General features: G+C 46.1%; 21 protein-coding genes. 1 reads left to right on the top strand and 20 read right to left on the bottom strand.

Going from position 1 to position 24510, the window contains the following annotated elements; all coding sequences use genetic code 11:
• Positions 1–5: 5 nt before the first annotated feature.
• Positions 6–1337 (bottom strand): LLM class flavin-dependent oxidoreductase, encoded by a 1332-nt coding sequence (locus GC096_RS25855; protein WP_171634182.1) that lies wholly within the window; start codon positions 1335–1337, stop codon positions 6–8.
• Positions 1338–1588: 251 nt separating this feature from the next.
• Between GC096_RS25855 and GC096_RS25850 the strand changes: the two genes are divergently transcribed.
• On the top strand, positions 1589–2488 hold the full coding sequence (locus GC096_RS25850; protein WP_171634180.1) for a LysR family transcriptional regulator: 900 nt from the start codon (positions 1589–1591) through the stop codon (positions 2486–2488).
• A 51-nt stretch (positions 2489–2539) separates the two neighbouring features.
• Here the strand turns inward: GC096_RS25850 and GC096_RS25845 are convergent, their stop codons facing one another.
• The 19 genes from GC096_RS25845 to GC096_RS25755 all read right to left on the bottom strand — a co-directional run bounded on the left by GC096_RS25845 (position 2540) and on the right by GC096_RS25755 (position 24481).
• Positions 2540–2815, bottom strand: a complete 276-nt coding sequence (locus GC096_RS25845) for a transporter suffix domain-containing protein (protein WP_171634179.1) — start codon at positions 2813–2815, stop codon at positions 2540–2542.
• 218 nt (positions 2816–3033) lie between these two features.
• Positions 3034–4008 carry a formylglycine-generating enzyme family protein gene (locus GC096_RS25840; protein ID WP_171634178.1) on the bottom strand — a complete coding sequence of 325 codons (975 nt, stop codon included), beginning with the start codon at positions 4006–4008 and terminating at the stop codon, positions 3034–3036.
• A gap of 41 nt (positions 4009–4049) precedes the next feature.
• Complete coding sequence (locus GC096_RS25835; protein ID WP_171634177.1) at positions 4050–4589, bottom strand: chromate transporter; 540 nt, start codon at positions 4587–4589, stop codon at positions 4050–4052.
• Positions 4590–4606: 17 nt separating this feature from the next.
• Positions 4607–5254 carry a chromate transporter gene (locus GC096_RS25830; RefSeq protein WP_171634175.1) on the bottom strand — a complete coding sequence of 216 codons (648 nt, stop codon included), beginning with the start codon at positions 5252–5254 and terminating at the stop codon, positions 4607–4609.
• Positions 5255–6056: 802 nt separating this feature from the next.
• The gene (locus tag GC096_RS25825; protein WP_171634174.1) at positions 6057–6905 is read right to left on the bottom strand and encodes a glycoside hydrolase family 43 protein; all 849 of its coding nucleotides are present in this window, start codon (positions 6903–6905) and stop codon (positions 6057–6059) included.
• Between the two features lie 40 nt (positions 6906–6945).
• Positions 6946–7707 carry an MgtC/SapB family protein gene (locus tag GC096_RS25820; protein ID WP_171634172.1) on the bottom strand — a complete coding sequence of 254 codons (762 nt, stop codon included), beginning with the start codon at positions 7705–7707 and terminating at the stop codon, positions 6946–6948.
• A complete protein-coding gene (locus GC096_RS25815) occupies positions 7704–9944 on the bottom strand; it encodes a glycoside hydrolase family 88/105 protein (protein ID WP_171634171.1) in 2241 nt (746 codons plus the stop codon). The genes GC096_RS25820 and GC096_RS25815 overlap by 4 nt, the downstream gene beginning before the upstream one ends.
• A gap of 14 nt (positions 9945–9958) precedes the next feature.
• On the bottom strand, positions 9959–11701 hold the full coding sequence (locus GC096_RS25810; RefSeq protein ID WP_171634169.1) for a hypothetical protein: 1743 nt from the start codon (positions 11699–11701) through the stop codon (positions 9959–9961).
• A 10-nt stretch (positions 11702–11711) separates the two neighbouring features.
• The gene (locus GC096_RS25805) at positions 11712–12659 is read right to left on the bottom strand and encodes a sugar phosphate isomerase/epimerase family protein (RefSeq protein WP_171634168.1); all 948 of its coding nucleotides are present in this window, start codon (positions 12657–12659) and stop codon (positions 11712–11714) included.
• Between the two features lie 98 nt (positions 12660–12757).
• Positions 12758–13777: a Gfo/Idh/MocA family protein gene (locus GC096_RS25800; RefSeq protein ID WP_171634166.1), complete on the bottom strand. Its 1020-nt coding sequence runs from the start codon at positions 13775–13777 to the stop codon at positions 12758–12760.
• A gap of 27 nt (positions 13778–13804) precedes the next feature.
• The gene (locus tag GC096_RS25795) at positions 13805–14884 is read right to left on the bottom strand and encodes a Gfo/Idh/MocA family protein (RefSeq protein WP_171634165.1); all 1080 of its coding nucleotides are present in this window, start codon (positions 14882–14884) and stop codon (positions 13805–13807) included.
• Positions 14885–15008: 124 nt separating this feature from the next.
• On the bottom strand, positions 15009–16697 hold the full coding sequence (locus GC096_RS25790) for a type 2 periplasmic-binding domain-containing protein (RefSeq protein ID WP_246302939.1): 1689 nt from the start codon (positions 16695–16697) through the stop codon (positions 15009–15011).
• 60 nt (positions 16698–16757) lie between these two features.
• Positions 16758–17630, bottom strand: coding sequence for a carbohydrate ABC transporter permease (locus tag GC096_RS25785; protein ID WP_171634162.1), 873 nt, complete (start codon positions 17628–17630; stop codon positions 16758–16760).
• 44 nt (positions 17631–17674) lie between these two features.
• Positions 17675–18640: an ABC transporter permease gene (locus tag GC096_RS25780; RefSeq protein ID WP_171634160.1), complete on the bottom strand. Its 966-nt coding sequence runs from the start codon at positions 18638–18640 to the stop codon at positions 17675–17677.
• 518 nt (positions 18641–19158) lie between these two features.
• A complete protein-coding gene (locus GC096_RS25775; RefSeq protein WP_171634159.1) occupies positions 19159–20172 on the bottom strand; it encodes a LacI family DNA-binding transcriptional regulator in 1014 nt (337 codons plus the stop codon).
• A 75-nt stretch (positions 20173–20247) separates the two neighbouring features.
• Positions 20248–21066: a 5-deoxy-glucuronate isomerase gene (iolB, locus tag GC096_RS25770; RefSeq protein WP_171634157.1), complete on the bottom strand. Its 819-nt coding sequence runs from the start codon at positions 21064–21066 to the stop codon at positions 20248–20250.
• Positions 21067–21087: 21 nt separating this feature from the next.
• Positions 21088–22128: an inositol 2-dehydrogenase gene (iolG, locus tag GC096_RS25765; protein ID WP_171634156.1), complete on the bottom strand. Its 1041-nt coding sequence runs from the start codon at positions 22126–22128 to the stop codon at positions 21088–21090.
• Entirely contained in the window at positions 22125–23003 is an 879-nt protein-coding gene (gene fba / locus GC096_RS25760; protein WP_171634154.1) for a class II fructose-1,6-bisphosphate aldolase, read from the bottom strand. The genes iolG and fba overlap by 4 nt, the downstream gene beginning before the upstream one ends.
• 32 nt (positions 23004–23035) lie before the next feature.
• Positions 23036–24481, bottom strand: coding sequence for a CoA-acylating methylmalonate-semialdehyde dehydrogenase (locus GC096_RS25755; protein ID WP_171634153.1), 1446 nt, complete (start codon positions 24479–24481; stop codon positions 23036–23038).
• Positions 24482–24510 lie beyond the last annotated feature (29 nt).

The raw sequence follows: 24510 nt of genomic DNA, 5'->3' as shown, positions 1-24510 counted from the left end.
CCCCCTTATACGTTCAGCACTTTGGCTTTGCTATTCCGATTAACCGGTACTTCCAGACCTAGATGACCACGCAGTGTGTCATGTTCATATTCCGTTCGATATAAGCCACGCTCTTGTAAAATCGGCACAACCAATTCCACGAAATCCTGTAAGGCTCCCGGTATTCCCACACCAATAATGAATCCGTCAGACGCTCCTTCTTCGACCCATTGCTGAATCGTGTCCGCGATCTTCTCCGGTGTACCCACGAAATTACCTTTCGGTGTTGCAAAACGTAGAGCCACTTGGCGAAGTGTTAAATTGTGTTCTTTCGCCAATCGCTTGATTTTCTCTGAACCGCCTTGTTGGCTGTTAGCGCCGAGATCTCCAAGGTCCGGGAAAGCTTCATCCAACGGGTATACGCTAAAATCAAAATCATTGAATGGCCGACCTAACGCGATTATCGCTTTATCGATCGAGACAAGATTGACCGTTTCGAGGTACTTCCGCTCCGCTTCTTCTTCTGTACGACCGATGATAGGTCGAATACCAGGGAGGATCGAAACATCGTCTGCGTTACGACCGAAGGAAACTGCTCTGCGTTTAATATCCGCATAATACGTCTTGGCTTCCTCAATATTCTCGTGTCCAACGAAGATCGCATCTGCGTTCTTGGATGCAAAATTACGACCATCCTCTGAGGTCCCTGCTTGGAAAATGACCGGCTGCCCTTGCTTTGAACGGGCAATGTTCAGCGGACCCTGTACGGAGAAGAACTCACCTTTGTGATTCAAGGTATGGAGCTTCGCCGGGTCAAAAAACTGACCTGTCTCTTTATTCCGCGTGAACGCATCATCCTCCCAGGAATCCCACAAGCCTTTCACCACATCCACATGTTCTTGCGCAATGCGGTAACGTTTCTCGTGCGGAGGATGCTCATCCTTGCTGTAATTGTTTGCGCTGCCCGATAGCCAGGAAGTAACGACGTTCCAACCAGCGCGCCCTTTGCTGATCAAATCCAGTGAAGCGAATTGCCTAGCCACGGTGAAAGGCTCGCTGTAGCTGACAGTCACTGTCGCAACCAGACCGATTCGTTTCGTGACGGCTGCTAGTGCAGATAGAATCGTCAGCGGCTCGAAGCGATTTAGGTAATGAGGGCTTGATTTTTCTGTGATATGAACACTATCTGCAATGAACGCAAAATCAAATTTCCCAGCTTCCGCTGTTTGTGCTTGATGTTTATAAAATTGAAAATTCGTGCTTGCATCCGTGATCGCTTCAGGATGCTTCCAATCTTCCCATCCTCCGCCTACACCATGAATCATTGCTCCTAGTTTAATTTGCTTACCTTTCGCCATTCGAATCAGCCTCCGTTTGTTTATATTTGATTATTCCGATGCACTTAATGGTATTTATCATAAAACAGGATCTTTCTCTTGTACAATTCAAAAAGCTGAACGCATGATTCACATTTTATGAATATACAAGTAAAACACTTGGATTAATAAGAATTCATGTTATGATAGTTGTAAGAGTTTGTAAAATTGGAAATTCCGATCGTATACTTCACAAATCATGAACCAAATCTTAGGAGAGGACGAGGGTTCCTATGGATATTCGAAATATCAAAACCTTTCAAACCATTATCAGGCTCGGTAGCTTTCAGCGTGCAGCAGAGGAACTGCAATACGGCCAATCGACCGTAACGATGCATATACAGAAGCTCGAAAGTGATCTGGGGGTTAAACTATTAGAACGCGGGAAAAAGCTTACGCTAACGGAGGCAGGCAGACTGTTTCATCAGAATGCGGATCTATTGCTGAAGGATTATGATTATCTGCAAGCTTCAATGGATGAACTCGTCAAAGGGGATGCGGGGATTATTCGACTCGGCGTCATGGAACCCACAGCCAGCTATCGACTACCACAGCTGCTTGGCCCTTTCCTGCGTCAACATCCCAAAGTGAAGATTAGTATTCACATCGGCAACACGACGGTGCTTGGCCAGATGCTCCATGAGGGGAGTATTGATATGGCTATTTGCTCGACGCCCAATACGGGATTGGACCATTCCTTTGAACCTTTTTTCATGGAAAGACTCGCACTACTCGTCCCAGAAACGCATTGGTTAGCTTCAAAACCGTCAATTCGCTTAAGTGATTTGCAGCATGAGCATTTACTGATTACCAATTCACAATGCCCTTATCGTCAAAAGCTAGAGAATGCCTTACTCGAAAATGGCGGCAGTCCTTACTCCGGCATGGAAATCGGCAATATGGCTGCGCTCAAATACTATGTTCAAGCCGATTTCGGCATCGCGGTTGTTCCTGTCATTTCGGCAACGCCTTGCCCGCAAGGCACTGTTCTTAAAGCCATTGATGATCTAGATTCTGGTTTAGTCACAGGCCTGCTGCGCAAAATGAATGCCAGCACCTTCAGCTTAGCGACCGAGAGCCTCGTCGAGATTTTCCGTAAGGAGTTGAAAAGCGCGGTATCTTCGGCCTCTTAAGGTTGAGAAAGACAGAAAAAGCAGTATTCCTGAGTTAGGAATACTGCTTTTTTATACGTCGTCTTGTTTAACGGACACCTGATCTGGATTATCTGGCACTTTCTTCCGTTTCCAGTTTTTCGGATTGAGGTAGCTTCTATATTTCTTGGCAACCTCTTTGCCTAATAAAATGCCGCCCGTCCAGAAGGTAACCTCGCTGAAAATAAGCAGCCCCGCAATCCACTTGGCCATACCGCCTCCGGTATGTACGAAAAATGGAATGGTAAAAGCACTTATAAAAGCGAGTGTCGATAGAATTAACAAGGTGATGCCTAGTTTTTTGGCCACGTCATGTCCCCCTTATATTTCAAATAAAGCCTGACCCTACTGTTCGATGTCTCCTCCTATCATAAGCGCAAGACCTTTGTAATTCAAACCTTGCACACTTTCAATTGATTTCCCAGGAAACTAGATGTACTTATTACAGTTAACCTAGCGGCGGCATCACACACACGACAACAAGAAAACCACCTACTCCTTAATGGAAAAGGTGGCTTTGATTTCAGTTACTTAACATCCGCTGCACATCGAAACCCGATGTTGCCGGTTGAGCTGTCTGGCGTATTTTTGCTGCGTGCTGCCACACGATAGCGATTGCAGTAGGAACGGTGGCACAAGTATGAGCCGCCTCGAAGTACTCGCGTGTCTCCGGATGGAGGGCCGACAGGGTTGTCCTTTTTGCCCTTCACGTGATAATTCGGGCTGAACCAATCGGAGCACCACTCCCACACATTGCCTGCCACGTTATACAAACCGTATGCATTCGGCTCGAACGCTTTGACAGGCGCGGTGCCTGCATAGCCGTCACTTTGATTGTTTTTGTCCGGAAACTTCCCTTGCCAAATGTTACACATATGCTTTCCGCCTGGTTTAAGCTCGTCTCCCCAAGGATACCGCTTCTGGGCTAGTCCACCGCGAGCGGCATATTCCCATTCAGCTTCTGTTGGTAGACGTTTGCCTGCCCATTTGCAATAGGCCATCGCATCGCTCCATGAAACATGGATAACCGGGTGATCCCAGCGATCTTCAACATGGGAATCGGGCCCCTCAGGATGCAGCCAATCTGCTCCCTCTACCACCCACCACCATGGGGTTTGTTGCACTTTATTCTGCACTCGTGCTGCCGTCGCCTCGGACACAAACAAATGAAAAACAAATGACCAGCCAAAGGACTCGGCCTCTGTTTTGTAATTCGTCGCATCAACAAATTGCTTGAAATCAGCATTCGTTACCGCACAAGTGTCTATGTAGAAGGACTTAACGTTAATCTCACGTACCGGTCCTTCGCCATCCGCTGGGAAACCTTCACGGTCGTCCGTCCCCATTAAAAATTTCCCACTTGGAATGAGTGCCATGCCTTCTTTACCAATTGGACCAGCTGCCTCTGGTATCTCAACAGAAATAAAAGCTTCCGGATGTGCCGATGGTTGATCGGATGAGGCACGGCTGGCTGAGCAGCACGTTGGTTTATTTGGTTCCATAACGGTCGTCCTCTCCCTTTCGTTCTATCAGTTTCATGCTATTAACTAAATATAGCAATTCCGACGAGTGCCGACAATACAATGGTTGCGAGAGGATGCCATTTGTATTTATATACAACAATAAACACACCCGCCGCGATTAAAAGCGTGAATAATACCTGCCACGAAAATAGTTGTTGCGTACGATCTGAAAAGCCAAAGTGAATCGCCGCATAGACGATTAATCCTGTAACAATCGGTCTTAACCCATAAAAAGTAGTGTGCACTGCTTTACTTTGAACTATTTTATAAAAGAAAGAAGAAATGATAAGGACAATAACCAGCGACGGCAATACGATGCCAATCGTTGAAATTATAGCTCCAAGAATGCCATCTGCTTGATAGCCAATTATTGTTGCTGTGTTCGTTGCAATCGGCCCAGGCGCCATCCCTGCTGTAGCCACACTCTGAGCAAAATGCTCTGTAGTCATCCATTCATGCTGCTCGACCTCATGCTGAATGATCGGAATCATCGCGTAGCCGCCGCCGAATGACATGAATCCTATTTTCAAAAATGTAATAAACAGTTCCCATAACACCATCTACATCGCCACCTTTCTTATATCCCATCCGCGATATAATAATCGTAGTAGGTGTAGCCATTGTAGGAAGTGTGTACAGGTTCTTTGCCTTTTTCCAAACTAACTTTGAAGCCAAACGTTTCTTTCACTTTGACAAAAATAAATCCAATAAACAAACCAATGAGAATCATGAAGAGCGGATTGATCGGAAGCAGCAACAGAATCGCTACCGTGCTAATTGCCGTAATTAACGTAGTTTTATCAAAAATAGCCGAACGTGCCATATTGTAGGCTGCCAACACGATGAGTCCAATAATGGCTCCATGAATACCTTTGAACGCGGCCACGACTTTCGGATCTGCCTGCATGAATAGTAAGAAAAAGCTAAGTACTAATGCGATTAAAAAGGTTGGCAACGCAATGCCGATGACGGCTGCTGCTGCACCAGGTATACGTGCCAAGCGGTAGCCGATAAATGCCGAGGCATTTACACCGATCCCGCCAGGCGCTGAGCCTGCAATCGCTATGATATTGGTTATCTCGTCTTCCGCGATCCAAGCCTTTTTATCGACCACTTCCCGCTCAATAACGGGAATCATGGCATACCCCCCGCCAAACGTGGAAGGTCCGATCTTGAGAAATGTCCAGAATATATCCAAACAAAGATGTAATTGCTGTTTCTGCATATGGATTCCCCCTCTAGCCCATTTGTATGGTAACTCAATTATACCCCACTTAACTCCAAAATGGAATAAACAATTTGGTTTAACGGAGATTTCCGAAATTTATTGGCGATTTTAATGCAGAATTAATTCCTGTAATCCGATAGATTCACTTAGTTTAACTCAATGTGATTTTAAGTATCGATTAAAGCATAGAGCTGGATGGGGTAGTGTAAGTCGATTTTTTCGACTTACAGACTACGGGCGGCGCTTTCGGGATCGCGTATGTCGATTTTTTCGACTTACGGCCTACGGGCGGCGCTTTCGGGATCGCGTATGTCGATTTTTTCGACTTGCAGCCTTCGGGCAGCGCTTTCGGGCTTGCGTAAGTCGATTTTTTCGACTTACGGCCTTCGGGCGGCGCTTTCGGGCTTGCGTAAGTCGATTTTTTCGACTTACGGCCTTCGGGCGGCGCATTCGGGCTCTCACTGCACCCAGCAGTCCGATTTTATCGAACTAATCACACTTTCCGCGTTACAGAACCTTAAATAGTCCGAAAAAGCCCAACTAAATCGCCTCAAACACCCCTAACGCGGGGAAATGGGCTAATTAGTTCGGCAGATTCGGACTATTGGCACTTTATTACATGTAGTCATCGTTTTAGATCGGAATATCGGACTAATGCTCTGCGGAAGCATAAATAGCCAAGAGATGGACATCCATCTCTTGGCTTCCCCTGTTACTTACACCACTTATCACTTATTACCTGCCTGTCAGCACCTTTTACCTCTCACCTTCCACGCAAGCACTCAACTCACTCACTCACTTACCACACAAATGCAATCCCGCTACTTCTCACCCTCAACACGGAACCATGCCTGGCTCCCTTGGGCACATGCACCTGGTCCGTAATGTCATCCCACATGTTCAGATCCTTCGAGCGGAAGGCACCGTAATAATGCTCCTGGAATCCATCTACAAGTAGAATCCATTCTTTGCTTTCACCACGATCCACGGGATATAGCGTCGGTCCTTCGGTAAGCGCTGGTGTGATCAACTCGGATATACCGGTGATTGTCGGAGTATCACTCAACTCCATAGCTACTATACAGGAACGGATGGCTTTGTTCGCAGTTCCTTGCTCATTCTGCCCGCGCTCGTCCTTGAACAGCATGACGTAATGACCATCGAGATCCGCAACTGTCGCGTCGATGACGTTATAGCCTGGATCGAAGAACAGCTGCGCTTCCGTGAAATCCTGGAAATCCGTCGTTGTCACCGACCAGATGCGATGATTTCGCGGTCCTGTTCCAACTGTTGAGGACCATACGATCCGGTACGCTTTCTTGACGGTATCGTAGAAGGCTTCCGGTGCCCACGCATTTTGTGTCTCTGGCAGGTGCTCCATCACTGGAATCAACTTGGCATCGTGCCATTGCATAAGATCGTGTGACCAAGCATAACCTAAGCTTTTACTCTGCCAGCCGTCTGTCCAGAGAAGATGGAACGTACCTTCATCGTCTTCGATAAGGAACGGATCACGCAGCTGCCCTGTGCCAATCGGCGACTCCCAGATGGGGCCACCACCGTTCATAACGCGCCACTGGTATCCGTCTTCACTCGCTGCCAGAAACAGTTTTTCTTCTTTTTCCGTGAAATAACTGAATACGTACATGTAAACTCATACTCCTTATTTTCGCGAGCTCACAACTTCACTAAGCCACTTGTTTATGAAAGACGAAGTTGGTGGCTTCCATGCTGACGACGATATCCAACGCACATATTTGCTCATAGGCCGCAATCAGCTTCTCATGCTTTGGACATCGCAAGCTAAAAACCAAATGCATGACCGGGATTTTCCCACCATTTCCTTTCTCGACTAACGGAGAAATAGAACTCTCTGGCATCATTTTGAGATGAATCACCTGTATACCCTGTTCCCCGAAACGAGCGGTTAACGAGCTGAGAAAACCAGGATGCTCATTAATCATAATTTCGACTTCATGCGTACGTCGGTGCCTGATGATATGCTTCTCCAACTTATTCAAGACATACAGACTGATAAGGACTAAACATGTACAAACCAGCGCTCCGGTAATAAAGCCTGCCCCGACGCTTAAACCAATGGCCGCAACCAGCCACACGGAAGCAGCGGTCGTTAATCCTTTAATGACATTGCCGTTTCGCAAAATGGCGCCAGCGCCTAAAAACCCAATGCCGCTGACAACCTGTGCAGCCAACCTAGATGGATCAATCCGAACATTGGGTTCATTCACAAATTCCGAGAATCCATATACCGATAGCAGCATAATAGTCGCCGACCCCAAGCAAACTAGAATATGCGTTCGAAAGCCTGCCGCATGATTGTTCCACTCCCTTTCAAGACCGATCAAACCGCCTAGAATGACCGCTAACACCATGCGAATAATTAAATCCAAATGACTAATTTGCCACACATTATTGGCGGCAGTTATCATTGCGCAACCTCAAGCGGCTCTGACAACCAATGGTTCAACTTCACAACTTCCGAACCAGCAAGCATCATAATGCCGACGCCATGATTGTCATTTTTGACAGTAAGCAGATCCTTCTTATAATAGTCCGCCGTAAACGCATATCTGGAGCCACTGCATACACCGTGCACATTCCCTTGCGCATCGATCGCAATGCGAGTCAGACCATCCCACGCTTTCAATGCCGCTTCAATGAACCGCTGCGGCTCTTGGAGCCAACCAAAGCGAACACCTCGAGCAAAAGAATAAGCGAACATTGCTGTACAAGAAGCTTCCTCATAGGCATCTGTATCATTCAAAACCTGATGCCATAGACCACTTTCTGCTTGAAGATCCGCATATCCACCACACAGCTCATTGAAAAATTCCACAAGCGCAGGTCGTGCTTCATGTGAAGCTGGCAATGCTTCCAACACCTCTGTTAACGAAAAGAGTGTCCAACCATTGCCACGGCCCCACGGGATTCCCGTCGCCATACCATATTTAAAATCAAACACATGCGACATAATTCGTTCCTCCGGCATGTACAAGTACTTGCGGAACAGCAAGAATTGTTTGGCTGCTTCATCAAGCGCATCCGTTACGCCAGTGATCCGTGCGTAACGGCACAGAAACGGTGTGCACATGTAAAGATCATCTGCCCACATCGTATTTTCCGAGTACTCATCTGCACAAATCCGATAAAATGCCCCGTCTTCCTTACGTTCCAAGCTATATAAAATGAAATCTGCGATGCGATTCGCAATAGCCATGAAGCTCTGATCCTCATCTTCTTGATACGCCTCCAACATCGCGGAGCCAAAGGAACCGCAGTTGTCGAGCATTTTCATCATAACCAATTGTTGATTAATCGCTGGGAACCCATACTGCACACGATCCCATAGGGAATAGGCAAACATGTCTGTACAGCTTTGAACATGATCCAGAGCGTACTGTGTAATATCTGATCGCTCTAATAAGCGGCCTGTTTGCAACAGCCCATAAATCGTAACACCAAGCGGATAATCCCAACGTGCATAATTCGTCACATTGCCAACTGTCCATTTATTGCTCAGCATCGCATTCTCATAGTAAGGGCGAATCCATGTGTCAGGACGATCCAAGCGCCAATAGGTTTTCTCTTCGGAATTCACATCGATTGAATACACGCGATCCGTCTGTACCAAATCCTCGTACGATAAGGATACGTTCGCAGACAGAGGGCCTAGGTACAACCAAGGGTCTGCAGCGCCATGAACCTGCTTCGGTAAACTGAGCGGAACAATCTCATCTCCGATAGAAGTCTCTATCGTGAAGCCCCAAGCGCTATTAGCGCAATCACTCCGAATGAGTAGATGGTGTTGACCATACGCAAGCGGCACCTCGACATGAAAGTTATCTGCCTCCGTAAGCTCCAGCACTAGCTCGCCCTCCAGCCATACCGTCAGTGCTCCAGCTGCAGTGCCCTTGATTACGCAGGTTTCTCGACCCGGTCTGACATTGTTCAGCTTCGTCCAAGCATAAGCTCGTTTGCCAGGCTGTCTCCCAAACAATCGCTCGCAGACAGGCAGTGAGAGCTCATTCTCATCCCATTCACGGTTTGGCAGCCAACGTAGGCCATTATTCTTCTCTGAGGACATCGCATCTGGTAAGGAACGCCCCTCGAAAATATCGTTGTCAATGGGCGAGGAAAACACCCAACCCGCTTGTCCTATGCGTTCTGCGAACGGAGCTAGCACGTTCAGGATGCGCACCTTCGCCTCATCAGAACCGAACAAACAGCCGAAACCAGCAGCCGTATGCTTCGCTTTGATAAAGAGACGATTCCAGCCTTTGACGAAGTCTAGATTTAACTTCACAGTCGCATCCGGCTTAATCTCGTCAATGACCGTAGAACGATACGTCAGCTCATCATTGAAATAAAACTGAATCGGACCCAAACAGTTGAACAAGACATCCAGATTACGTTCGCCATCACTCCAAACCAAGGCATAAGCATAGGAGAATTGACCGGGTTTTGCCTCAGGAAATCTGCGGCCCAAATCGAGATCAAACATCCCTTTTTCATTTTGCAAAACGCCTGCTCGGCTGAATGCTCGAAATGCGAAGGGTACAGGTGGGTTCGCACCAATGTAGCGATCAGCAAGCACTTTCAATGTTTGTTTATTGTCATTCCCTAAACGGGATTGTATACTCTCTTGTTCATTGAAATAGGTCGTCATAACGAACTTCCTTTCTACAGTAGACGGATCTTGAACGTCCGATCATAAGGTGTAACCAAGTTGACATGGACATATTGGCATCCTGATGGATGTTGATCTTCACGAACGATAGGCAGGATATGCTCATAGGCACCTGAAGAAATCTCAATAACATCTCCCTCTGCCTCGTACGTCATAGAACCGCTTCGCAGGAAGTACTTCCCTTCTTCCCCTGCTAGCAAATCATCGCCACTCACCGCACCTTCATTTCCAAAAATGAAAGTTACTTGCGTGAAGACATCCTCACGCTCATCAGACGATACATGAATCGTCCATTCAGAGTCTCCTGTGTTCACTATTTCCGCTTGCAGTTCAAGCTTCTGCGAATGGGTCATCGGCCGATGCTGATGCGGTAGCAAATACCATGGACTGAGTGTTGAACCCTCCGTCCCAGCAGGTAGCAAATGACGCGGAATCGGTCCGTTGTAGCCTTTTTCCAACACCGTATCCAGCTTATATCCGCTTTCGCTCGCTGTCAGATTCGTGAACTTCACAATGCCTGGTGAGAACGAAGTGGACAGTTTGACACCGAGTAACCTCGCTTTCCCATGGCGCAACGAGAAGAAGGATGGCGTCTGCGACATGATTGTTACACTTTGATCCAGTTCACGAATCCGAACCAACGGAGCTCCGAAAGTGAGATGCATGCTGCTATGCTGGATGTGCATATGATGGCCAACCGCATCGATTTGCTGCAAATGTTCCTTCATCGGATGCTCGGCATTTATCATTTTCACATATCGATCAAGCAGCGGTGCTCGTTCAATGTGAGATATATCCGCTTCGGGATAAACGAGGATACTCATCAGCGGATGGTTGTTCACGCCTTCGTAGAAGCCTGTAATGTAGGATCCCGCATAGTCGGCCATGGCCGCAAAGATGGGATCCTGATCATGCGCCGCCATTAAGCGATAAATCGGAAAGTAGTTCGCCATCGTAGCGGTCTGACCGAAATCCTGACGTCCTGAGTAGTCCGTTACTACTTCACCAGAAGGGTGAATTAAGTACATCATCATACGAAGATTACTTCGCACACATGCGATCAGTTCAGGACGGTTCATCAAACGACCCGTATGATATAGGGCAATATTGCTAACTGCGTTATAGATCCCGTTGCTGCGCTCTGTCCATTCCCCATCTTCAGTTATATCTAATCCTTCAGCTAACCAGTCTTCCGCTCGTGCAAGCAACTCGGGCTGTGGGAAAATTTCAAATAATAGACATAGTGCAGCGGTAATCACCCATCGATGATTCGGCGTGTGGCAACCACCAGTCAGCATGGCTGGTATCGTTCGTTCCAAGAAGAGCTTCAGCTTAGCTGTCACAGGCTCAAGTTCAGCCCAGTCGTGTTTGTTAAGCAGTTGGTACATTTGTGTCACGCCACCGACTACGAACGCGGTATCGGGGGGAGAATTATAATTCGTAGAACCCAGTGAAACCGTACCATCCGCATGTTGTCTGTTCAGCATGAACGCGACCGCTTTATCCAATGCGTTCAATAGCAAGCTATCTTGATAATAGCGAGAATCCGGATTCACCAAAGCAGAAGCCCAACCAGCTATCATACGCGGTGTACTCATGTGATTCGCTCGGGCAATGCCCGTTTCGTCCACAATACCTCCGTAATATTTGGATTGCGGATCCAGAATCTGCCCCAGAAGCGTAGCTTCCGTTAATTCATCATTCAAGCTAACTAAGCGATTATAAATAGCATCCATGCAGGTCACCTTACCCTTTCCTAGCTGCGATTTTACTTGTGATGAGGTTGTGACTTTCATGAATTTCATTCGGCTCGCATAGCGCTTTTAATTCATATACTTTCACTTTGGCATAATCGATAGCTTCTAGGAAATGGTCGAAATAGTTCAGATCTTTGCTGTGAACATAAGGACACCAATGATCGGCAAGTTCCAGCGTTTCATGGATGTGTACACCATAAATGTATTTTTTCACTTCTTGCAACTCTTTGAGATTATCGTATAAGCCCATTCGGTCCATCATCATCGCATGACCGATATCGTACCATAAATACACAGGACTGCCTGCCAGGTTATCGCAGATCGTCTTCGCTTCCATCAAAGAAGGCATCTGATACGATCTGGAGCGAGTTTCAATGCCGATCGCGACATTCCAGCCTTTTCGAGCCGCATGCTCGCTTACAATCTCCAAACTTTCTTGAATTCTTTGCGTATACAGAGGACTCAACCGATCTCTTCTTTCGATCATGACGCTCCATAGTTTCTGATACTCCGGTGAATCCTTACCGTGGTCTCGATACAGCTTTTTCAAATCCACATCAATGTTATAGTCAAAAGGCACTTCACCTGGATGCACGACCACAGCTTTGGCCCCGTATCGGTTGGCATATTCCATAGAACGGATTAGTAACTCCACAGAACGCTTACGCTTCGCTTCATCATCGAATCCCAGCATGACGGAATCTGTATCATAATCCTTGTCATTGATAAATGGGAACACATTGTGCACACTAGATACACCAATCTCACCCTTCTCAATCATCGGTTCAATCGTTGTCATCATTTCTTCCGTAACGTTATAGTTAAGCTCGACATTGCGAAAGCCAAGCTCTTTAATTTCCTCAATCATGCCACGTCCTACCGTGTGCTTCTTGATGTTCCAACAGGTTGAAAAGGAATATTCCCCTTTATCGATCATGTCTCTTCCTCCTAAAAGTTTTTCTATTATGAAAGAAAGGTCAGAATTCCCTTACTGCTCTGAAGGGGATGCTCTGGCCTTTCCTTAGGGAAACGGTTTTATTCTGAAAGGTCACTCAACTTCATCACAGCGCCATAACGGGCAGACAACGTCGATGCTTCCATTAAACAAGTTAAATCGAAAGCAAGCTCAATGTTCTCTGTCGCCGTCGTTCCCTGCTGAATATGGGATACCCATTGTTCGAAGGCAGAAGGCAGCTTTGGTAAATCGGTCACTTCTTGCCACTCTGTCGCTGCTTCCCCTGACATTTTGGAGCTGCGGATGCGTAATTTATCGTCCGTTCGGGCATACATAAGGTTACCTTCTGTTCCTTGAATCTCCATATCAAATTGCGAATAGCTGTTAACAAATCCAGCTTCCACAATGCCCAGAGCACCGTTTGGATAACGTAATGTGACTACGGCACTATCTTCAACTTCGCGATCAGTGATGTAACCGAAGCTTGCACTAACGCTTTCTGGTAATCCCAGAAACAAACGAGCTAAGTACATCGGATGACACCCAAGATCCATCAACGCTCCCCCACCGCATTGCTCCAAGTTGAAGAAATGAGATGGAAGTGCTCCGTTTGGATGTTTGTCTGTTCGCAGCGCACCGTTATGTGCAAGTCGAATACGTACAGTGGTAATCGTGCCTAGGAGACCTTCACGGATACACGTTAACGCCGCTTGTGCGAAGCCCATGTAAAGACGAGGTAAGGACACAGTTAATTTGACCCCTGTTTCCTCTACCACGGCAAGTATTTCTTTGCATTCTTTGGTGGTCGTAGCTACCACTTTTTCCGTGAATATGTGCTTACCTGCTCTGGCAGCTGCAATAATGACCTCATGATGTCGATTCGTTGGTGTACCCACAATGACAGCATCGATCTCAGGATTTCTCAACAACTGTTCCAAGTTTCTGTAAAAGGGAACACCGAGTTCTTCGGCCTTCTCCCGACCTCGCTCCTCCATTTCATCCCAAACAGCAACAATTTCGGTATCCGTATGTTCGGCAGCTAGACGTGCATAATCTTTGGCATGGACGTGCCAGAAGCTCAACATCGCTACTTTAATCATAGTTCGACTGCCTCTTTTCTACATGTTTTAGTCAAAATAGACAGCTTTACCCGTGCGATTCGATTCATAAATCGCTTCAAGAATCTCAGAAACGACACAGGATTGTTCTGGGGTCACGACCAGCTCTGTATCATTGATAATGGCATTAATCCATAAACGGATTTCTTTATCCTGCATCGTTTCTTTCTTACCTTCATAGAAATCTGCGCCTTTCGCTTCGAATTGCATTTGGTTCACATAGAGGCGGCTATGGTTTTCGCCATTAATACGTAAGCCATCCTGCATATCGGCACCGCCTTCGGTACCGCAAAGCGTACATTTCGCTTCCTTCGTATCGAGTGTATTGAGCGCCCAGCTCGCTTCCACCATGATGGTCGCACCATTCTTCATCACGATCATTGCGAAAGCTGAATCCTCAACTTTAAACTTCTCTGGATCCCAAGGCCCCCAAGAATTTGCCGCATTTTCCTTACGTGAAAGTTTATGATAAGCGGTGCCCAGCACCACCTTAGGTTCATAGTTATTCATTAACCAAAGCGTTAGATCAAGCGCATGCGTTCCAATATCAATTAGCGGCCCGCCGCCTTGTTTCTCTTCATCCAGGAAAACACCCCAAGTGGGAACACCACGTCTGCGAACAGCATGTGCTTTTGCAAAATAAATCTCACCTAAATCGCCATCTTCAATAACTCGTTTCAAATGTTGGCTGTCAGCACGGAAGCGATTGTTATACCCAATCGTTAATTTTTTACCCGTACGTTTCGCAGCTTCCACCATGCGGCGACCATCTGCGGCTGTTTTGGCCATCGGTTTCTCACACATCACATGCTTGCCTGCTTCCAATGCAGCAATGGAGATTTCCGCATGTGTATCATTCGGTGTACAGATGTGAACCACATCAATCGTTGGGTCTGCGAGTAATTCGCGGTAATCATCATAGACTCTGGCTCTAGGTGCGCCAAATTTCTCAGCTGCCTTATGTGCACTTGCCGGGAAAATATCAAAAAATCCGATAATTTCGACTTGCTCAATTTTGCTCAAGCTGGGTAAGTGTTTCCCCGTTGCAATGCCGCCACAACCGATGATGGCTACGTTCACCTTGTTCACTGTTAGTTCCTCCCATGATGTATTGCTGATATCTGCCTATTTAAAGAAGATGCTGGACATCGATGAGAGACCTACATGTGCAGGCACTCCTCATCGAAATCCAGCTCTTCCGTCAACAATTCAATTACTTCACTTGTTCCATTTGTTGCCTAGCAATGTCCATAAGATCTTTAGCAAGGAATGCTGTGGATTTATTTTCTTGGTACCATTTGTTCATGTAATCTTCGAGTTGCTGACCGCCAGCTTTCGTCCAAGCTGCTTGTGAATCCTTAATCGCTTGTTCTGGTGTGTATTTCGCACCGCTCAGAATTGCTTTAACGAAGAGATCACCTTTCTCTTTCAAGATCGTCGTATTAATCACTTGAAGATCAGCAGGGTATACAGGCATGTGATCACCATTTGCAATCGCTGGATATTGTCTCGCAGGATCATAGTACAATTTCTGAACTTCTTTATACATATCGTAAGCAACCTTTTGTTCAGGAATTTCAGGATTTACACCGCTCAAGACGAAGCTACATTTATCTTGGCCGAGGGAGTAGAACATATCATAATCTCCTGCCCAAACAACTTCATTTTTGTTCTTCGCTACATCAATTGGTTGCGGACAACCATTTGGCCCTTTCTTCCAGTGAACGCCTTCATCACCATTGAAGATTTTACCCGCTGTTTCTGGTTTCATCATGAAGTCAAGATAGCGGCCAACTGCTTCTGGATCTTTGGCTTTCGCATTGACTACAGTAGTCATTTGAACTGGGTTATCAATTCCACCTGTGAATGTTCCGAGTGGTGATTTCGGATACCCTAATGGTGCGATTTCTGCAGTTGGCACATTTTTCTTCAACGTAGCCATATCGCTCAGTACAAATTCATTCCAACCGCCAGTAAACTTCACGTAGATACCGATCTTCCCATTCAGGAAGTCCTGCTTCGCTTTCGCACCGTCTTTATCATTGATGTAGTCTTTATCGATGATTCCACCTTCATATAATTTCTGCTTGTAGGCTAGGGAAGCTAGCTCTTTATCCCATGCACGAACAACTTTGCCATCTTTGATATCCCAAGCAAGCAGCGTTGAGGATGAGTTTTCACCGAACATTTCATTGATCGCTTGTTCGGAGTACGTGCTCATATTCATACCGTACGTATCTTTCTTGCCATTGCCATCAGGATCTTGCTCAGCAAACGCTTTCGCAACTGCAAGCATCTCCTCTGTTGTTGTTGGCATGCTCAAATTCAACTTTTTCAACCAATCAGAGCGAATAAGTAGAATGTGGGCAGGTACTGCTTCTTTCACTTTACCAATTTCATAAATTTTACCGTCTGGCTTCGTTCCTGCTTTTTTCAGCTGCGGGTATTTCTCTAACAACTTTGTATATTCAGGCATAAATTTCAAAATATTATCAATTGGCATCAACTGTTTTTGATCATATAGGGAACCACGGAACGGTGTGTTATATTCATTGATGATATCTGGTGCTGAGCCGGATGCGAAAAGGACATTCAATTTCTTCACGGAGTCGCTTCGCAAGACAGGTACAAACTTCACATTAGCAGGGCCGTTTTGGTTGATGTACTTGGTCCAACGATTCTCTTCATAATTTCCTTCGGCTGCAGGTACTCCGCCACGATCATACATGGTTGAAGTTACATCTCCACGTTTGGCTGGCGCAGCTGCTGTCGTACTCTGTGCCGCTGTTGTAGATGTCGTTGCTGTCGCACCTTCATTTTTGTCACTGCTGCAACCTACCAGCGTTGCCCCTAGAGCAACAGCACTTACTGTCATCCCGAGCCATAGTTTCTTATTTGTCATGTTCATTTCCCCCTGCAAAATTTTATAGTGAAGTTTTGTGAAACGGGAACACCGATTTGATTAACCCTTGACGGATCCAAGCATGACACCCTTGACAAAATACTTCTGCAAAAAAGGATAAACGACTAACATCGGCACAACCATAACAACTACGCCTACAGCTTTAACCATTTCCGTAGCGACTGCTGCTTGCTCTTCCACATTAAGCGACGGCGAGTTCAACAGATCGTTTTTTTGCAGCATCGCTTGCACGACAACGGTTAAATTCATCATTTCGCTCTTATTGATGTACATAAGTACGTTCATGAATGAATTCCAGAAACCAATCCCATAGAACAAAGCAAGCGTAGCCAGCATCGGAAGGGATAGCGGCAATATTATACGTACGAGAAGGGAAGTATCGCTGCACCCATCAATTCGGGCGGCTTCCTGCACTTCATACGGAATATTCTCGAAATAACTTTTCATCAACAACATATTGTACGTACTAATGAAGCCAGACAACCATAATGCCCAATAGGAGTCGATGAGATGCATACTCTTAATCACGAGATACGTAGGAATTAACCCTCCCGAGAATAGCATTGTAAATACCATCCCAAGAACAAGATAACGGCGACCCATGAGGTAGGATCTTGACAATGGATATGCAGCTAATATCGTACCTAATAAACTAAGTACCACACCAACAAGCGTTATGATAATGCTATTCTTAAAAGCACTAAGCGCTGGGCTGGCAACGAAAAAGATTTTATATGCAGTGAACTGCATACCTATTGGCCAGAAGGCGACATGACCTGAATCCACGGCTGTTCGTTCACTTAGTGAAAGAGCCACGATATGAATAAATGGCAGGATACAAGTCAAAGCTATTAATCCAAGTACGATATAATTGATCGTGTAAAATATATTTTCTCCCCTAGTGGCTTTCATACAACCCCTCCTCTCATTGCTGTCCTACAGGATGTTTCCAAGGTCTAGAACAATGCTTGGTCATATTTCTTAGCGATCTGATTAGCGATCAACACCAGACTGCAACTAATGACGGATTCGAAGAATCCCATGGCTGTTGTTAAACTAAACTGCGCACTGCCTAAACCAATTTTATAAATATAGGTAGAGATAACTTCAGACACTTCAGACACGCCGGCGTTCTGTAAATTATAGACTTGATCGAAGCCAACCTCCATAATTTTCCCCATCGCTAGGATAAGTAGCAAAATTATCGTGTGCCTGATTCCTGGAATCGTTACGTGCCACATTTGACGCCATTTCGCAGCACCATCCATTGCGGCTGATTCATAGAGCGAAGGATCAATAGTCGTTAGTGCGGCTAGATAAATAATGGTGCTAAACCCCATTTCCTTCCAGATACCCGATCCGATAAAAATGGCTAGCCAAGATTTGGACTCATACAAGAAGGTAATCGGTTCAATATTAAACAGGACAAGAACCTTATTAATCGAACCGTAATCGGTAGCGAATAGGGAAAGCACAATCCCGGAAACAATAACCCAAGAAAAGAAATGCGGCAAATAAATAATCGTTTGCACCCATTTTTTAAACCATGACCGTCTAACTTCATTTAATAAAATAGCTAGAAAGATCGGCATCGGGAAACCGAATACTAAACTTAATAAGCTTAACCAGAATGTGTTCCAAATAATTTGAAGTGTATTCGAACTAGAAAATAATAGATGGAAATTTTTCAGCCCTACCCAGGGGCTATGTAAAATCCCATCGGCAAAGTTGTAATTTTTGAAAGCGATAACAAGTCCGCCCATAGGCCAGTATTTGAAAAGAATATAGTACGCAACAACAGGTAACAACATGATGAACAATGGAATGTTCTGCTTCAACTTTCTTCGTCGTTTCAAGCGCAAGGCTCCTATTTCGCTAATGGCAGGCTGGATGTCAGGAGTTTTAATAATATTCCCATTCATGTTTGCTTCACTCCTTACTTCAATGTTTATATCCCTATCATATAAGTTTTCACGCGTAAAACCCTTAAAATATTATAGAAGAAACTATAAAATCATTGGGTCATTTCTAGTGAATTTTTCCACATAAATAAAGAATATCTATAGATATTTGTGCTTGGGAGAGTTTCTTGTGATGCTTATGCGACTGGCTGATCCTGCGAATGGAAATTAAATGGAAAAAGTACAGTTATTTCTGTGGAATTTTCCCGATTTCCCAATATAACTGTAAAAAATGTAGGTAAATCCACCCGCTTTACGCATTTCAGCGGAATTCCCTCCGATTAACTGTAGGTAATCCATCTAATTGGTGATTGAACAGAAATTCCCCTAAATTAACTACAGGAAATCCATCTATTCGCGTGGAGACCGATTGATCAAGAAGTAATCATCTATTCGGATGGAGCGAACGACGTTTTACAAGTCTAAAAGTAAAAAACTGCCTTCCCCTAAGGGAAAGCAGTCTTCGCTTCCTTATACGATCACTTTGCCGGAGCTGCTGTGGATTGCCTGATGATGAGTTCTGGGCGCATAACGATGCGTTGCTTGGCTTGTGACTTCTTCTTCAGTTCGAGAATAAGCAGATCGACAACTTGCTTACCCATCGGTTCAATTGGCTGTGCAATTGTGGTAAGCGGTGGATCCGTCACAGAAGCTAGGATCGTATTATCGAAACCGATCACGGAAATATCTTCAGGAACACGAAGCTTTAATTGCTTAGCAGCCTGCAAGGCGCCAATCGCGAGCATATCATTACAGCAGAACAGCGCAGTCGGCCGCTCGGCGGCAGGTTTCTCTAGAAGTTCAATCGCCTCGCGTTTGCCGTCTTCTACGGTATACCTACAATTCCGAACCCTCGCTTCGGGGAGCCCGATCCCCGCTTCCGCAAGCGTGGTCATGAAACCTTTTACCCGTTCACGACTACTTGTAACTTTGGTGTGTTCAGCAAGAATCGCCATCCGAGTATGACCAAGTTCCAAGAGATGCTTAGCAGATAACGTGCCACCGACGAAATCGTCAACAACAACGGTATGTACAGCCATATCCGGCATCTCCCGCGCGATCATGACGACAGGAATCGATCGCTCCATGAGTGGTGTCAGCATGTCCTTATTATCCATCCCGGTCCCGATAATCATCCCATCCACACTTTTTTGCTGGAGTAAGTTCAAATACCGTTCTACGCGTTCGTCTTTATTATCCGTACTGCAGATGACAAGACTATATCCTAGATTATGACCTTGGTCCTCAACAGCCCTAGCGATTTCAGCAAAGAAGGGATTGGAGATATCAGGGACAAGCAGGCCTAACGTATATGTCTTCTTCCCCGTAAGTGCGGATGCGATGACACTCGGCTGGTAATTGAGCTTTTCCATCACTTTTAGAATTTCAGTGCGCCGTTCTTCGCTTATTTTCCCTTTACCGTTCATGACTTGCGAAACCGCTGCAATCGATACACCGGCTTCCCGAGCCACATCGTAAATGGTTGCCTTCATCGTACTACCCCATTTTTCTTGAAGAATACAGTTATTCCCCCATTATGACGGGGCTTGCCAGAACTTGCAACCGCCTTACGATTCGCTCGGCTTCGTCATGATCCAGGCATGGTCGGGGTCATTATGAAATTTCCATATCCGCGTAGGTCCAGCCATGACATTCAAATAATACACATCATAGCCCGGAGGCGCAGATACGGGATGGTAGCCACGAGGAACTAGCACGGCTTCTCCGTTTTTAACAATTAACGTTTCATCAAGTGAACGATCATCTGTGTACACCCGTTGAATCGCAAAACCTTGCTCAGGCTGGACACGAAAATAATACGTTTCTTCCAGAAAGGACTCATCCGGAAGCGCATCACGATCATGCTTGTGCGGCGGATAACTGGACCAATGGCCGTTCGGAGTGAAAACTTCGACAACAAGTAAACTATCCGCAGGCTCGCTCTCAGGCAAAATATTATGAATGTAACGCTCGATATTCCCATATCCGCGTGTCTCAACGCCTACTTGCGCAGGAGCAATCAAGCGTGAACGATGATTCCCGGCACCAGGCGCTGAGCACACAGCAAGCTCTAGCGAAGTTAACGCCGTCACTTCATAGTTATCATGGCTAGTCACATAGACAGAATAAGGAGGAATTTGCTCAAACACGCTCATACGCTGACCGATCCCAAGCCATTGTTCTTCCTTTGTGCTCACATCCGCTTTGCCGCTCAACAATACGAGGCATACCTCTTGATCAGCAGTTTCACGTTTCAAGGTTTCTCCTGCTGCTAGCTGAACAATTTCGAATCCAACATACTGCCAACCTGCCGATTCCGGCGTCACTTGTAAAAGGCTGCCTTCTTCATTCGGAGAAGATGCAGGTGTTACAATTAATTTGGACATCGTAACGTCTCCCTCCCCTTCTTAGGATACCGCGGATTCTTTGAGCAATTCCAAGGCCTCACTCACCTTCACTGGTCTGCCCAAACGGGAAGATAACTTCGCAGCTAGTGCAATCCGTTCGGCTTGAACACCGTCATCCCCACTAACAGGCACACACTTATCATTCAAAATCGCATCAATAAACATTTGCGTTTCTTCTATATAAGCTGCTTGATAACGCTCAAGGAAGAAATGCAGCGGTTTATCACTCACAATCGATTCTGCTGTGGAGATCACAGCTGTATTCGGATGATCATTCGCAACGACCACACTGCCCTTGGAGCCAAACACTTCAACACGCTGGTCATAGCCATATACGGCTTGACGGCTATTATCAATCACACCTAGTGCGCCATTCGCGAAACGAAGTGTCACAACCGCTGTATCCACATCACCATGCTGGGCAAAATCCGGATTTATCAGTACATTTCCAACCGCATACACTTCTTCAACCTCACTGCCTGAAACAAATCGAGCCATATCAAAATCATGAATCATCATATCCATGAAGATACCGCCGGAAACTTTGACATAATCAATATGAGGCGGATTCGGGTCACGGGAAGTAATTTTAATAATATGAGGATCGCCGATCCCCCCGCTTTGCACGACTTCTTGCACACGCTTGAAATTGTGATCAAAACGACGATTAAAGCCAATTTGCAGCTTCACGCCAGCTTTTCTAACTTCATCAATCGCTGATACGGTTTGTGTGATATCCATCGAGATCGGTTTTTCACAGAAAATATGTTTACCCGCACGCGCGGCTTGCCCTATCAACGGAACATGCGTATCTGTGGAGGAACAAATGAAAATGGCATCGATATCTGGATGAGAAATAAGTTCGTTGCTATCCTTAGTTACGATGGAAATGTTGCGGTCTGCTGCCCATGCTTCGAGCTCAGGACCTGCAAACAGATCGCTTACTGCCACAATCTCAACTTGCGGGTTCCGTAATAAATTGTCTGCGTGGATTTTACCAATGCGGCCTGCGCCGATAATACCGATTCTGATCTTCTTCATCCTACGTTCCCTCCCGCTTTACCTGCACTTCCGAATAACTGGATTTTGGCTCTCACAGATGCAATGATGGCTTCCCGAGCTGGGATTAAATAATTCCTAGGATCATAGGCATCCGGGTGATCATTCAAAAATTTGCGAATCGTTGCTGTGCAAGCAATTTGATTATCTGTATTAACGTTAATTTTAGCTGTACCACAAGCAATGGCTTGGCGAATTTCGTCATCTGGCAGACCGCTTCCCCCATGAAGCACAAGGGGTACTCCTGTCAGTTCCTTAATTTCAGCCATTCGTTCAAAACCAAGCTTAGGCTGTCCGCGATAAGGACCATGAACCGATCCAAGTGCAGGTGCTAAACAATCGATGCCTGTTTCCTGAACCATTTTCACACAATCCTCAGCCACCGCATACATCCCATCAGCATCATCTACAACTAGATCATCTTCACGTCCTGTAATCCGACCTAACTCAGACTCTACAGAAACACCGAGCACATGCGCAGCTTGCGTCACTTGACGCGTAACTTCGATGTTATGCTCGAGCGAATGATGGGAAGCATCGATCATCACCGAGGTAAATCCAGCGTGGATCGCTTTGATACATACTTCATACGAGCTGCCATGATCCAAATGAAGGGCTACTGGCACTGTAATGCCATAGTGCTCGATCAAAGCTTTCACAATGCCTGCGATACAGGGCAGTCCCCCCATATAGGGAATGTAAGCCTCACTTACACCAAGAATCACGGGCGCCTGTTCGAGTTGGGCCGCTTGTAAGATCGCTTGTGTGAATTCAAGATTATTTAAATTAAATTGCCCAACGGCATATTTACCTTCTAACGCCGTCTGCAGCATCTCTTTCATTGAGACGAGTGCCATACCAATCGCTCCTTTCTAGCGGAAACTCGCTGTTACCAGCGAGCCGTTACCATCTTTTTACGCGTATAGAATTCCACGCCATCCGTACCATTGGCATGCAAATCGCCGTAGAAGGATTTTTTCCAGCCAGAGAATGGGAAGAAAGCCATTGGTGCTGGTACACCAAGGTTAATGCCTAGCATCCCTGCTTCAATGTTTTCACGGAATTGACGTACATTGCTGCCATCCTGCGTAAACAGGCATGCGCCATTCGCGAACTCGGAACGGTTGGAAAGCTCAATTGCTTCTTCGAGTGTTGCTACACGAACGATGGAAAGCACAGGAGCAAAAATTTCGTCTTCCCAAATTTTCATTTCACATTGCACTTGATCGAAGATTGTCGGGCCTACGAAGTAGCCCGCTTCGGAAGCAGCGGCGTCTTTACGTCCATCACGAATCATAATTGCGCCTTCTTTTTCACCGATGTCGATATATTTCAATGTACGATCCTTGTGTCCACCGCGAATAACAGGACCCAAGAACACACCTTCATCATTTCCGTTGCCAATCGTAATCGCATCTGCCGCTTCAAGCAGCTTGCTAACTAACGTATCCGCTACATCGCCTACTGCTACCACGACGGAACATGCCATACAGCGCTCGCCTGCAGAACCGAAAGCCGCATTCGTGATTTCCTTCACTGCAATGGATAAGTTCGCATCCGGCATCACGATAGAGTGATTTTTCGCGCCTGCAAGCGCTTGAACGCGTTTCCCGTTCGCTGCCGCTGTTTTGTATACATACTCCGCTACGGGCTGGGAGCCAACGAAGGAGATCGCTTTAATATCTTTGTGCTCAAGTAGGCCATTCACCACATCATGCGCACCATGAACGATGTTCAGCACACCAGCTGGCAATCCAGCTTCGTGGAACAATTCAGCAAGGCGGTTAGCCAAGTGAGGCGTACGCTCCGACGGCTTTAATACGAACGTATTGCCGCATGCGATCGCGAGTGGGAACATCCAGCAAGGTACCATCATCGGGAAGTTGAATGGCGTGATCCCACCAATAACTCCGATTGGGTAACGGTACATCCCAGACTCCAGATTGGAAGCAATATCCGGAAGCTGTTTGCCCATCATCAGTGTAGGTGCACCAGCGGCGAACTCCACACACTCGATGCCGCGAAGTACTTCTCCATAAGCTTCGGAGTAGCTTTTGCCGTTTTCTTTCGTCACGATGCGAGCCAGCTCTTCCCAATGATCAACAAGTAATTGTTGGTATTTGAATAGGACTCTTGCTCTCTTCGGTACAGGTGTACGGCTCCATGATTGAAACGCTTCTTGCGAATTGCGAACCGCTTGATCCACTTCTTCTTTGGTCGAAATAGGAATATAAGCTAGAATTTCTTCTGTTGCAGGATTATAAACAGGCTCCGTTTGTGTTGCGGATGATGCGACCCATTCGCCGCCAATCCAGTTTTTCAATGTATGTGTCATAGCCATTTCGCTCCTTTAGGTTGATAAAT

The organism is Paenibacillus plantarum, assembly GCF_013141695.1.
GTDB classification, from domain to species: domain Bacteria; phylum Bacillota; class Bacilli; order Paenibacillales; family NBRC-103111; genus Paenibacillus_E; species Paenibacillus_E plantarum.
This window is presented reverse-complemented; position numbering and strand designations above follow the sequence as displayed.

Excerpts from the sequence above, each read along its gene's own strand:
- GC096_RS25825 (WP_171634174.1), bottom strand. The coding sequence starts at position 6,905 with ATGTACGTATTCAGTTATTTCACGGAAAAAGAAGAAAAACTGTTTCTG.
- GC096_RS25775 (WP_171634159.1), bottom strand. The coding sequence starts at position 20,172 with ATGAAGGCAACCATTTACGATGTGGCTCGGGAAGCCGGTGTATCGATT.
- iolG (WP_171634156.1), bottom strand. The coding sequence starts at position 22,128 with ATGAAGAAGATCAGAATCGGTATTATCGGCGCAGGCCGCATTGGTAAA.
- GC096_RS25785 (WP_171634162.1), bottom strand. The coding sequence starts at position 17,630 with ATGAAAGCCACTAGGGGAGAAAATATATTTTACACGATCAATTATATC.
- GC096_RS25820 (WP_171634172.1), bottom strand. The coding sequence starts at position 7,707 with ATGATAACTGCCGCCAATAATGTGTGGCAAATTAGTCATTTGGATTTA.
- fba (WP_171634154.1), bottom strand. The coding sequence starts at position 23,003 with ATGGCACTCGTCTCAATGAAAGAGATGCTGCAGACGGCGTTAGAAGGT.
- GC096_RS25790 (WP_246302939.1), bottom strand. The coding sequence starts at position 16,697 with ATGACAAATAAGAAACTATGGCTCGGGATGACAGTAAGTGCTGTTGCT.
- GC096_RS25805 (WP_171634168.1), bottom strand. The coding sequence starts at position 12,659 with ATGATCGATAAAGGGGAATATTCCTTTTCAACCTGTTGGAACATCAAG.
- GC096_RS25835 (WP_171634177.1), bottom strand. The coding sequence starts at position 4,589 with ATGGTGTTATGGGAACTGTTTATTACATTTTTGAAAATAGGATTCATG.
- GC096_RS25815 (WP_171634171.1), bottom strand. The coding sequence starts at position 9,944 with ATGACGACCTATTTCAATGAACAAGAGAGTATACAATCCCGTTTAGGG.
- GC096_RS25800 (WP_171634166.1), bottom strand. The coding sequence starts at position 13,777 with ATGATTAAAGTAGCGATGTTGAGCTTCTGGCACGTCCATGCCAAAGAT.
- GC096_RS25840 (WP_171634178.1), bottom strand. The coding sequence starts at position 4,008 with ATGGAACCAAATAAACCAACGTGCTGCTCAGCCAGCCGTGCCTCATCC.
- iolB (WP_171634157.1), bottom strand. The coding sequence starts at position 21,066 with ATGTCCAAATTAATTGTAACACCTGCATCTTCTCCGAATGAAGAAGGC.
- GC096_RS25810 (WP_171634169.1), bottom strand. The coding sequence starts at position 11,701 with ATGGATGCTATTTATAATCGCTTAGTTAGCTTGAATGATGAATTAACG.
- GC096_RS25855 (WP_171634182.1), bottom strand. The coding sequence starts at position 1,337 with ATGGCGAAAGGTAAGCAAATTAAACTAGGAGCAATGATTCATGGTGTA.
- GC096_RS25830 (WP_171634175.1), bottom strand. The coding sequence starts at position 5,254 with ATGCAGAAACAGCAATTACATCTTTGTTTGGATATATTCTGGACATTT.
- GC096_RS25780 (WP_171634160.1), bottom strand. The coding sequence starts at position 18,640 with ATGAATGGGAATATTATTAAAACTCCTGACATCCAGCCTGCCATTAGC.
- GC096_RS25755 (WP_171634153.1), bottom strand. The coding sequence starts at position 24,481 with ATGACACATACATTGAAAAACTGGATTGGCGGCGAATGGGTCGCATCA.
- GC096_RS25850 (WP_171634180.1), top strand. The coding sequence starts at position 1,589 with ATGGATATTCGAAATATCAAAACCTTTCAAACCATTATCAGGCTCGGT.